The sequence below is a fragment of the Candidatus Aminicenantes bacterium genome (assembly GCA_026393855.1).
GTDB lineage: Bacteria > Acidobacteriota > Aminicenantia > Aminicenantales > UBA4085 > UBA4085.
Genome location: JAPKZJ010000020.1, coordinates 1 through 11,922 on the forward strand (window position 1 = coordinate 1; position 11,922 = coordinate 11,922).

The 11,922-nt window shown below is 58.2% G+C and carries 8 protein-coding genes; 5 read left to right on the top strand and 3 right to left on the bottom strand.

What is annotated here, in order from left to right:
• Positions 1-2,604 (bottom strand): hypothetical protein (locus NTZ26_02530; GenBank protein MCX6559368.1); only part of this gene is annotated, 2,604 nt, incomplete at its 3' end.
• Positions 2,605-2,629: 25 nt separating this feature from the next.
• Positions 2,630-2,854 carry a hypothetical protein gene (locus NTZ26_02535; protein MCX6559369.1) on the bottom strand — a complete coding sequence of 75 codons (225 nt, stop codon included), beginning with the start codon at positions 2,852-2,854 and terminating at the stop codon, positions 2,630-2,632.
• Positions 2,855-3,030: 176 nt separating this feature from the next.
• Between NTZ26_02535 and NTZ26_02540 the strand changes: the two genes are divergently transcribed.
• From NTZ26_02540 to NTZ26_02560, 5 genes are all read left to right on the top strand, one after another.
• A complete protein-coding gene (locus NTZ26_02540) occupies positions 3,031-3,606 on the top strand; it encodes a helix-turn-helix domain containing protein (protein ID MCX6559370.1) in 576 nt (191 codons plus the stop codon).
• A gap of 50 nt (positions 3,607-3,656) precedes the next feature.
• On the top strand, positions 3,657-4,691 hold the full coding sequence (locus NTZ26_02545) for an efflux RND transporter periplasmic adaptor subunit (protein MCX6559371.1): 1,035 nt from the start codon (positions 3,657-3,659) through the stop codon (positions 4,689-4,691).
• Between the two features lie 20 nt (positions 4,692-4,711).
• On the top strand, positions 4,712-7,804 hold the full coding sequence (locus NTZ26_02550) for an efflux RND transporter permease subunit (GenBank protein ID MCX6559372.1): 3,093 nt from the start codon (positions 4,712-4,714) through the stop codon (positions 7,802-7,804).
• Positions 7,801-9,141: a TolC family protein gene (locus NTZ26_02555; protein MCX6559373.1), complete on the top strand. Its 1,341-nt coding sequence runs from the start codon at positions 7,801-7,803 to the stop codon at positions 9,139-9,141. Before NTZ26_02550 ends, NTZ26_02555 begins: the two co-directional genes overlap by 4 nt.
• Before the next feature lie 78 nt (positions 9,142-9,219).
• Entirely contained in the window at positions 9,220-9,612 is a 393-nt protein-coding gene (locus NTZ26_02560; protein ID MCX6559374.1) for a hypothetical protein, read from the top strand.
• Between the two features lie 126 nt (positions 9,613-9,738).
• Here NTZ26_02560 and NTZ26_02565 read toward each other — a convergent pair whose 3' ends face one another.
• Positions 9,739-11,853: a tetratricopeptide repeat protein gene (locus tag NTZ26_02565; protein ID MCX6559375.1), complete on the bottom strand. Its 2,115-nt coding sequence runs from the start codon at positions 11,851-11,853 to the stop codon at positions 9,739-9,741.
• Positions 11,854-11,922: the final 69 nt, after the last annotated feature.

An 11,922-nucleotide genomic window follows, 5' to 3' on the forward strand; every position in this document is an offset into this window, starting at 1 on the left:
GACTTCCACATCAGACCGGGACCCCTCGACAAAGACCGCGTCGCCGATATAGATGCACGATCCGGCCGGCTCGGCCCCAACCGGATCGCGGTAGATCTTCACGCCCGTCACTTCGATGTCATCGAGCGCCCAACCCGTTACCGGAATCGATCCGCTTATCCCCGTGGTGCCGTCGAGCGGTGTGTCGAAATAGCCGAAAGGCGGGGCAGTCGTCCCCTGGGCATATGCGTTCAGTTCGATATCGATCAACTGAGGGGAATTGTCCGCTGCCGGGTCGGAAACCTGGATGAGTCCGGCATATTTTCCGGCGATTAAAGCGGCAGGATTGACGCCGACTTGAAGAAGGCCGTTACCGCTCCCCGCCCCCGGTAGAAGTTGGATCCAACTTGCTGTCGCCGAAGCCGTCCATTGAAGGGCTCCCGAACCCTGATTTTTTATTTGCACGGTCTGGGGTCGAGGACCAGATCCTCCGGCGATAGCGCCGAAGGTCATCCGGTTGCGGCTTAACGAAATCGAGGGGGGATCATATGTCGAAAAAAGGCCCGTATTCGTTCCGGCATAGACCCGGCTTGAGTCGGAAGGATCGACGCCCAGGCAATTGATGGTCAGGTTATCGAGGCCGGCGTTGAAAGCCGTCCAGTTGACCCCTCCATCGACGCTTCGGAAAACACCGCCTCCATCGGTCCCGGCATAGATTGTGCTATGAAAGCGGGGATCGACGGCGATGACCTTGACGACGAGATTTGACAAGCCGTTGTTGATGGCCGTCCAATGGGCGCCCTCATCGCTGCTCTGGAACATGCCGCTGGCCGTTCCGGCATAGAGGACGGCCGGGGAATTCTCGGCCAGAGCTAAGGCAAGGATATTCAAATCCGCCAAACCCGAATTCACGGCCGTCCAATTCGCCCCGGCGTCGGTGGACACGTAAACACCCGCGCTTTTCGTGCCGGCGAAGAGAAGGGCCGGCGTTTGAGGATGAATCACCAGTACAGACGCCGGCGGTACGTTGAGATCGGTCCAGGTCGACCCGCCGTCCGAGCTTTTGGCGACTCCCTGCGAGCTCGGCGCATAGAGGACGGACGGATTTTTCGGATCGACGGCGAGGCCGTATTTATACGCCCCGTTGCTTGAAAGACCGCTCCAATGATCGCCTCCGTCCGAGGATTGATAAAGGGTAGTAGTGAGCGGCAACTTCAAAACGAATTCATTGACGTACGCATAAAGCTTGGCCGGAGAAGAGGGGTCGCCGGATAAAAACACGAGATTACGAGAACTAACCGGCAAAGTGAAAAGGTTCAGTCCATCGTTTTTGATCTGCCACGACGCCCCCCCCGTCATGCTTCGAAAGACGCCGGCTAAAGGAAATACCACTCCGGTTCCGACATAGATAGGAGCAGCGGCCAATGGCGGCAAGACCAGGGATATGACGGGCCCTGAGCTTGGCAATCCGGCTGAAGAGGGATACCAGGTTGTTCCGCCGTCATATGTTTTCGAGATCCCAAGGGGCGCCCTTCCGATCCAGAGAATGTTAGGCTCTTGTCCGGAGAGTGCGATATCGTAGAATCCCGACGCGCCTTCAAGGCCCTTCATGATCAGTGCCCAGGAACGGCCTCCATCGCGGCTCTTGAGCAATATAGGCGATATTTGGCTGACGTATATGCTATCGACAGCAAGGTAGAGGGTATTTGGCTCCTGGGGATCGATCACGATTTTTTCTTGGCCCTCTGTCTCGTAGAGACAAATCCAAGACAAGCCTCCATCAGTGCTTTTATAAAGTCCTTGATAGGTTCCGGCATAGACGATCGAGGAAGATTTCGGGTCGACGGCGATGGAAGAGACGAATTGATAACTCCCTAAAAATATGCCGGCATCGGCGCCAGTCCAATTGGCTCCGCCATCAACGCTTTTCCATAGCGCTGCGCCAACGGATGGGTACGAAGCGGGGTATCCGCCGATATAGATGACGGCTGGGTTCTGTGGATCGAAAGCGATAGTCCGAACTCCGTGGATGGCGATCCCGAGCCCCGTCCAGGTCTTTCCTCCATCCGCGCTTTTTAAGGCGCCCTCGGAGCAGCCCGCATAGAGGGTCAAAGAATCGGCCGGGGATGCGACGAGAATACTGATGCCGCTCGGGCCTGGAGGCAATTTCGTCCAAGTGGCCGCCCCATCCGTGGACCGATAGACTCCGGATGATAATCCTAAATAGAGAAAGGACGGCCTTTGGGGATCGATGGCTAAGGCGGCTTCAGATTCAGGTTGTGCCGGCAATCCCTCCCCTGCCAGCTGCCAGTTGGCGCCTCCATCAGAACTTTTGTACACTCGCCCCTGTTGAGTAATGGCATAAACTACAGACGGCCGCTGCGGATCGACGATAATTTGGCTGACGGAGAGGCAGCCGGGCCCCAGGCTCTGCCAATGAGGTTGGGCCGCTGACCGGATGGCCGCGGATAGTGAGGAAAAAGCCGGCGTATTCCCCTCCAAAACAAAGCGCTTCCCGGCCTTGTCGTTATCAGGCAAGGAAAACGAATAAACGACACTCCATAAAAGCACGATAATAAACGCAGAAGTTCGCCGCAGGAATTTCGATCCGACAATGGAATTCATTTCCCCCCCCCGTTTTTTCATCCAATTAAGGACCAGCCGTAGCCTTGATCTGGGCCAACCTAAGCCCCGCCCGCTCGGCCGTCCGGCGCTCGGCGAGCACCCAGCCCGTCACGGCGATCGAGGACCAGACTGTCGCGCCATTCGCCGGCGTGTCGAACGAACTAAAAGGAAGATCAAGAATCCCCAGATACAGCCGCTTTCTCGACACGCCCTTTGTTTGAAAATGGCAAAGCCGTTTCTGGTCAGACATATCGGGTCCCCCTTCGGTAAATAGAAATTAGCACAGCCAAACGGAGGTGTCAAAGCACCGTGCCCCCCCGTCCGGAAGCGGCGCGTCCACGAGCGCCCGGCCCCCAACCCGTCCTGCGGATTTGACAAATCCTCGTCCCCGTTTTAGAATAGAAAACGATTTTAGTCGAAAGGACCATGATGAGCAAAGACGACATCATTCGAGCGGACATCCTGCGGGCCGCGGAAGCCCTGTTCCAGAAATGGGGGTTGAAGAAGACCACCATGGAGGACATCGCCAAGGCGACCGGCAAAGGGAAGAGCACGCTCTATTACTATTTCAAGGACAAAGAGAAAATCCTCCTCGCCGTTCTGGACGGCCAGGTCGCCCGGATCCTCGAGTCCGCCCGGCGGGAAGTCGACAAACAGAAGACCGCCAAAGGGAAGCTCATGGCCTACGTCTCCACAACGTTCAAGGAGATCCGGGACACCATGACGCTGTTCGACGTCATGCGGGGGGAGGTCAAGATCGACAACGAATTTATCCGGAATATCCGCAAGAAGCACGATATTCTCGACGAACAGATCATGCGGTCCATCCTGGAGTTCGGCTTCAAGCGCAAGGAATTCAAAGCCGCCTCCGCCCGGAACATCGATGCCCTCACTCGTGCCCTGCTCGGCATCAAGCGGAGCCTGCTGATTAACGTCTTTGTCGAGAACGACGACCAGGAGCTCATCCGCCTCATCCTGGACCTGACGTCCCGAGGCCTGTAGCTTCGGCCCGACCCGAAGAAATCATCCGTCCATGTGACAGGAGAAGGAATATGCGCAAACCCAATATTTTCTTGAGCGGCCTGGCCCTGGTCCTGCTTGCGGCTGCTTGCGGCACGCCCCCCGAGGCCCTCCCGGAGGCCGTCAGCGTCGAGGTCCAAAAAGCCCGGCCCGCCGATGAAGCGCAGGATCTCGCGTACAGCGGGACCATGGAAGCGTCGACGTCCATCCCGCTGAGCTTCGCCTCCGTCGGAACCGTCGTCCGCGTGCTGGTGGCCGAAGGCGACGCCGTCCGAAAGGGGCAGCTTCTCGCCGAGCTCGACCCGGCCTCGTTCCAGAATGCGTACGACATGGCCCTGGCCGCCCGGGCGCAGGCGGAGGACGCCTATCGCCGGGTCACGCCGATGCACAAGAACGGCACGTTGACGGACGTGAAATACGTGGAAGTGGAGACCGGCGTCCAGCAGGCCCAAGCCGCCGCGGGCATGGCCAAGAAGGCCCTGGATAATTGCCGGCTTTATGCCACGACCGACGGTTTTGTCGGCAGCCGCTCTTTGGACCCCGGCATGGTCAGCCTGCCGAATATCGCCTCGATCACGATCGTCAAGATCTCGAAAGTCTTCGCCCGGGTCGCCGTGCCGGAAAACGAGATCGCCCGGATCAAAAAAGGCGCGCCGGCGCAAATCCATATCGGCGCCCTCAGGGCGCGGGAATATGCGGGAACCATCGAGGAAATCGGGGTGATGGCCGACGTCTTGGCCCACACCTATAAGATCAAGATCGGCATCGCCAACCCGGAGGGAGTCATCAAGCCCGGGATGGTTTGCAACGCCGTCCTGCGCTTCCCCGGCGAAGCCCGCGGACTCGTCATCCCCAACCAGGCCCTGCTGGTCGACGAAACGGGCCGCCATTTCGTGTACGGCGTCGACGCCGCCAAGCAGGAAGCCTTCATTCGATACGTGCAGATCGGGAAGCTCATGAAGGACGGCATCGAAATCACGGCCGGGCTCACCGCCGACGACCTGGTCGTCACGGCCGGGCACCAGAAGCTGGCCGACCGCTCGTCCGTGAAAATCGTCCATTCCTGACCAGCGGATGGCATCGAACCATGAAAAACAAAAAGTCGTGGCTGGAGATCCTCCTCGGTCTGAAACAGATTTTGTTCCTTTTCGTCGGGCTCTTCGTTCTTGTTGGAATCCTGGCGCTGATCAAGATGCCCCGGGATGAATTCCCGGAATTCAAAATCCGGCAGGGAATCGTCATCGGCATCTATCCGGGCGCGTCCTCTCTCCAAGTGGAGGAACAGCTTACGTCCAAGGTCGAGGAATATCTGTTCCAATATCACGCCGTCAACCGTTCCAAAACCTGGTCGATGTCCAAAGAAAACGTCATGGTCATCTACGTAGACGTCTCGGAAAAGGAGAAGAACCCCGACGAGTTCTGGCTGAAGCTCCGTCACGGGCTCAACGAATTGAAAAAAGAGCTGCCGTCCGGCGTGAATTCCCTGACCGCGGACAACGACTTCGGCTCGGCGTCGGCGGTGCTGTTGGCCGTCCAATCCGATACGAAAACATACCCGGAGCTCGAGGCCTGCCTGGAGCGGTTCGCAAGCGACGTCCGGAAGGTCGAGTCGGTCTCCCGGGTCAAACAATACGGGATGCGGAAAGAGCAGGTCAGCGTCTATGTCGACGACGCCAAGCTGACCCATTCCGGGATCAAGCCGCTGCTCCTCCTGGCGGCCCTCCAAGCGCAAAGCTCCGTCGGATACGCCGGCGAAATCGACGACGGGAAGCTTGTCTACCCGATTCATGTCCCGTTGGCCTATAAAACGGAAACGGATATCGCCAATCAGATCGTCTATTCCGATCCGGCGGGGAACGTCGTCCGGCTCAAAGACGTCGCGCGGGTCGTCCGCGAATATGATGAGCCGGATTCCGATGTCCGCGTCAACGGGAAAAAGTGCCTCCTTGTCTCCCTGGAAATGCACAGCGGGAACAATGTCGTCCAATTCGGCCGGGAGGTCGGCCGGGTGATCGACGAGTTCACGAAGTCGCTCCCTCCCGACATCCGGCTGATCAAGATTTCGGACGTCCCGAACGCCGTCTCCACGGCCGTCACGTCCTTTTTGAAGGAATTCGCCATCGCCGTCATCGCCGTCATTCTGGTGACGCTCATCCTGCTGCCGACCCGGGTCGCGCTCGTCGCCGCCTCGGCCATCCCGATCTCCATTCTCTCGACGCTCGGGATCATGTGGGCGGCGGGCATGGACCTGCAAACCGTTTCCCTCGCCGGCCTGACCATCGTTCTCGGGATCGTCGTGGATGACGCCATCGTCATCATCGACAACTATGTCGAAAAGCTGGACCATCAAGTCCCCAGGGACCAGGCCGCCTCGCAAGCCCCCCGGGATCTGTGCGCCTCGGTCTTCACCGCCACCCTGATCATCATCGCCTGCTTCATCCCGATCCGCTTCTTTATGAAGGGCTCCGCGGCGGACTTCCTGCGGTCTCTGCCCTTGGCCATCGGGATTCCGCTGGCCCTGTCGCTCGTCGTCTCGGTCGTGATCGTCCCGCTCCTGTGCTACGACCTGATCAAGCGGGGCGTCAAGGGCGATGCTTCGAAAGGCCGAAGGGCGGCCTTCCTGAACGGGGTGCAGGCCTATTACGACCGCCTCATCGAAAAGGCGTTCCGGAAAAAAGCCCTCGTCGTCGCGGTCGGCGCGGCCTCGCTGGTTCTGGGCCTGGTCATCCTGGCCGGCACGCCGCAGCAGGCCTTTCCCAAGATCGCCCGCAATCAATTCGCGGTCGAAGTGGCCCTGCCCGAAGGAACCTCGCTGCAGCAGACGGATGCCGTGATCCGAGACCTCGAGGGACTTTTGAAAAACGACCCCCGGGTTCGAGTCGTGGCCTCATTCGTCGGGACCAGTTCGCCGCGCTTCCACGCCCTCTACGCACCGCAGTTCCCGTCCAAGAATTACGGACAACTGGTCGTGCTGACGGAATCCAACGACGCCACGGAAGCCATTCTCGACGAATACAGCCGGAAGTATCGCCAACGCTATCCGATCGCGGAAATCCGTTGGAAACAGCTGGAATTTTCGCCGATCATCGTGCCCATCGAGGTCCGCATCTCGGGCGACAGCATTCCGGCCATCAAGGGCGTGGCCGACCAAGTCCAGGCGATCATCCGCCCCGTCCCGGGCGTCTACTCGACCACCACGGACTTCCGGCAGCCCCTGCAAACAATCAACCTGGACGTCCGGCGGGACGAAGCCGCGCGCATGGGGTATTCGACCTCGCTCATGAATTATTCGCTGATGGTCGGGACGAAGGGATTTCTCGTCGCCACGGTCTGGGAAGGGGACACTCCCGTCGCCGTCAAGCTGAAAGTCGACAAGAAGACGAAAACGGCCGTCGCCGATATCGCCAATCAATACGTCACATCGCCGTTCGTCGTGTCGTCCGTCCCCTTGCGGCAGCTGGCCGATCTCAAGCCCGGATGGACCGAAGGAGTCATCATCCGGCGAAATGGCGTCCGAACCATCACCGTGCAGGCGGATGTGGACCGGGGACTCTACGCCTCGCGCATCATCAAAAAGATCAAACCGGCCATAGACGCCTTGCCCTTGCCGCCGGGCGTTCACATCGAATACGGCGGCGAGCTCCAGAACATCATCGAATACATCACGCCGATCTATTACGCCTTCCTGACGAGCGTCATCATGATCTTCCTGATCCTGATGGTCCATTTCCGCAAGATCAAGACGTCCCTGCTGATCATGGCGACGATGCCGTTGACCATTTTCGGCGCCGCGCTGGGGGTGTTCATCACCGGATATCCGTTCAGCGCCATGGCCTTCATCGGGGTGATCGGCCTGACGGCGATCGTCATCCGGAACGGGATCATCTATGTCACCTACGCGGAGGAGCTGTGCGCGGAGCACGGCCATACGGTGGAAGAAGCGGCTATCGCCGCCGCCAAGCGGCGGATGCGCCCGATCTTCCTGACCGCGAGCGCGGCCGCCGTCGGCGTCATCCCCATGGTCCTCAGCGGATCGTCGTTGTGGGGCCCGATGGGAGCGGTCATCTGCTTCGGATTGATGGCCGCCCTGGTCCTGACCCTGCTGGTCCTTCCGGTGCTTTACTATTATGCCCATAGGCCCCCGAAACGTCCTTCGCCGGCCGCAGGAGAGGCGTCATGAAAAAGGCGGCCTGGATCATCATTGTCGGGCTGTGCGCCCAAGCGGTTTATGCGCAGCGTCCGCTGACCCTGGAGGAGAGCAAACGGCTGGCTCTTCAGAACAACGGGCTCATGAAGAACAGCGACCTCGAGACGGAGGCCGCCCGGCAGGCCCGAAAAGCCGCTTTCACGAGCTATTTCCCGACTATCAGCGCGAGCGGATTCAGCTTCGACGCGCAAAAGGCTCTCATGGAGATGACCTCGTCGGGGGGAAATCTTCCCGTCTACAACGGGAATCCGGCGACGCTGCCTTTGGCCACGCAATTCGCCTATTTCCCGAGCACGACGACGGGTCTGCTGAAGTCCGCCACCATGGGGATGATCAACGTGGTCCAGCCGGTTTTCGCCGGCGGCCGGATCGTGAACGGCAACAAGCTCGCCTCACTGGGCGTGGAGGCCGGCGAATATAAAACAGATCTTTTACGCAACGATATCCTGCTGAAGACGGAAGAGCAATACTGGCTCCTCGTTTCGCTGGAGGAAAAGCTCAAGACGATCGGGACCTACGAAGCCTTCCTCGACAGTCTCCTCCGCCAGGTGGAGGACGCCTATGCCGCCGGCCTCGTCATGAAAAACGATGTCCTGAAAGTCAAGATCAAGCGGTCCGAGCTCCTGGTCAACAAGTCGAAAGCGGAAAATGGGAAAAATCTCGCGCTGATGGCCTTCTGCCAGCACCTCGGCATCCCGTTCGACCCGGCGATGGCCCTAACGGATTCGTTGACCTCGGCGATTCCCGATCTCCCCGCCCATGTCGAAGCCGCGCAGGCGGTCAAGACCCGGCCCGAATTCAAGCTGTTGGGAGCATCGGTCCGGGCCGAAGAGCTTCAATCCCGGATGAAGCTGGGAGAATTTCTTCCCCAGGTCGCCGTGGGCCTCAGCGGCCTCTATACGAAATCCGACGAGCAGAAAGGGCGAACGATCGGACTCGTCTATGGGACGATCTCCATCCCGATTTCCGGTTGGTGGCAAGCCGCTCATGCGTTGAAGGAGCGCAGGATCAGGGAACAGATCGCGGGCAACAGCCTGACCAACAATTCCGAATTGCTCCTGCTGCAGATGGAAAAAGCGTGGCAGGATCTCTCCGACGCGCATCGACAGGTGCTGTTGAGCCGGGAAACAAAGGCCCAGGCCGAGGAAAACCTGAAAGTCAATCAGGACGGCTATGCCAACGGAATGATCGGAGTCTCCGACTGGCTGGAGGCGCAGGCTCTGCGGCAACAAGCCGACGATCAATGGACGGAAGCCCTGGCGGCCTACCGGGTCAAGCGGATGACCTATCTCCAGGTGACGGGCCGGTAGCGGAAAAATGGCCTATAATAAGAGAAGCCGGAGGGAAGAAATCGCCCTCCGCCGGCGTCCAATAGTCGAGACAGAGCAATGAAAAAGATCAAATGGCCCGCCATGCCTTCGACTTCCCAGATCCTCTGGGGGGCGTTTTCCACACTAGTCCTCGCTTACGGCTTTTGGCTTGTATCCCCGTTTTTCAAGATCGAGCCGGCCGACTATCTCCGGGCCGGGAAGCTGGCCCTCCGCCTGGCCGGAGGGCTCTTCATCTTCATGATCTACGCCGGCAAATGGTCGTTCGACATCTTCGCCCCGCAAGGCCTGGCCAAGAAAGTTTCCGGCCTTAAATCGGCCGGCCTGATCATCTTCGACCTCTTGCTCGTCTGCTTTATGATCTTCATCGTCGCCCAGGCGGCATCCCTCTTCCTGCAGAACGGGATCGCCCAGGACGAGAAGAACCAAAACACCATTACAACCAACTACTAAAAATCGGGCTGCGCGGCGCCTCGAAAACCGTCCCACGGCTTCACGGCGCCCCACCAGCAACACAAGCGCAAAAAAGCCCAGGGCAGGCCCGGCGCCTGCCCTGCTTTCAGCCCCCACCCTCATGGTTTACTTGCCGGCTTTCGCCGTCGGCAGGAAGTTCTCCATCGCCCACAGCTCTCCCGTCGGTCCACTTGACAACGTCACGGCGAGCTTCGTCCCATCGGGACTCCACGCATCCTGACTCCTGCCGGTGAGAATGTCCAATTTTCCCGTCTTGATCGTCTTCTCCCAGCTCCCATCGACCGCGATCACTCTCACCTCCGCCTTGTTTGGTTTCACCGTTCGATCAACAAAGTGGTACTCGATCATACGACCATCGGGGGACCAAATTGGCGATAAAATATAAGCTTTATCTTCGCTCAGCGTAACCAGAGCTCTCTTTTCCTGATCTTTGAGATCGGACACCACAAGCTTTATCTCTTTTTTTACGGAATCGGACTGCCCATAGGCCATTCGCGTGCGATCAGGCGAGAGTTGCATCATGGCGATATCCCAGCCCCTGTTGACACTTCTTTCCAGAATCCGTTTCTCCTTCGTGCGTACGTCGATCGCAATCAACTCAGGATTCACCTCTTGATCAAAGGGATTTTTCTGTTCGTCCTTCACCATGTATCGAAGGCACAGGAACTCCTTGCCGTTCAAGGACCAACCTAGTGGTCTAAGGAGTGGGCTTGGGATGAGGGTGTCACTCTCGAAAATGGTTGACAATTTACCGGACTCAAATGAATAGAGATAAACCCCGCTTTTGGCCGGCTGTCCAACAGAGGAAAGTGCGATCGATTTGCCATCTGGAGACCAAGACATCCAAGCGATCCAATTCATCCCGGTTTCAATACATTCTTCACGACCATCTTCGAGAGTGCGAACGCAGAGGAGATCGGAGTTGCGCACATATGCGATCTTCTTCCCATCGGGCGACCATGCCGGCGTATTATGTTTTCCGTAGTGTGAGGTAGTGATAAGCTTCGGAACTCCCGGCGATTCCCCAGTCATCGGATTTACATCCAAAGTATAAACATCGTTCATTACGATTGAGACGTTATAGACAAGCTTACCGGTCCGAGTCATCTTCTTGCTTTTATTCCCGAAGTCCCCCTGCACGAGGAAAGGCTCGCCCGCCGTCTTTGCGTTCCGAATTGGAACAGCCCACAGATCCCAGCTTCCTCGTCTGTTACTGCTGAACACGACGTACTTGCCGTCGCGGGACCATGCCGCTTTCCCGTCTTCAGCAGGTGAATCTGTCAGGCGAGTTTTCTCACCCGTCGCGACCGAATATGCGAAAAGATCGCGGTTCCCCTTTTCTATAAGATCGTAAACAATGGACTTGCCGTCCGGCGAGAAGCTTGCGACCCCAGCTTCCCCCCCTTCAGCGGCCACGAATTGACCAAGCTTGCGAGTTTCGATGTCAAACACTCCATAGCCGGCAAAGGTGCCATTACTGCCCTTCCTTAACATACAGACAACACTCTTCCCGTCGGCTGACCAGTCCTGGGCAAAAGGGTATGTCAGTGGGTTCGAGTAGATGATCCGACTTTCGCCGCTTTCAATATTTCCGATCCTCAGATCATGCACCAACATCGGCGCGCCATAAGTATAGACAACTTGTTTCCCATCAGGCGACCAGACTAGATCTACGGCGTAGTCTCCCTCTCTCTCTCCAAATTTCACAACAGTTTTGACTATGCCGGTCTTGAGATCTTTCACCAGCAGGTTGCCCTCCCCCCCTCTATACACAACTTGCGTTTCATCGGGTGATAGCTTCCCTCCCGAGCCTGTTCCTGACAACAGGAGCTTGACCGACCTCTGGTTGCTTGCCTCGCCGTTTTTTCCTGCAATTAAGGCAAGTCGAGTACGGGCGACCTTCACCGCCTCGCTTTGTTCCGGATAGTTCTCCACGACTTTCTGAAACGCTTCCTGGGCCTGCTTCAGGCCCAATTTCTCGTAGCAGATGCCGAGGTGGAGCTGGGCCTGGGCCGCCGGCAGACGGCTGCCCGGAAACTCTGCCAGGAGCTTTTGATAGGATTTGATCGCCGCCTCGATATTCCCCTCCACCTCTTCCTGATGGAGTGCGGCGCCGAGAAGGACGTCCGCGGATTGGGATTTCTGGGCCGCCGTGTCCGGCGGGGACAGGACAATGGACAGGGCCAGGGCAAGCAGCGGAAGAATCATCGACTTTTTCATTATGCACCTCCTGACTTCGAGGACATCATGAGGCACCCGCGTCTTCTTTGCTCCAAGCCTGGGTCAAGC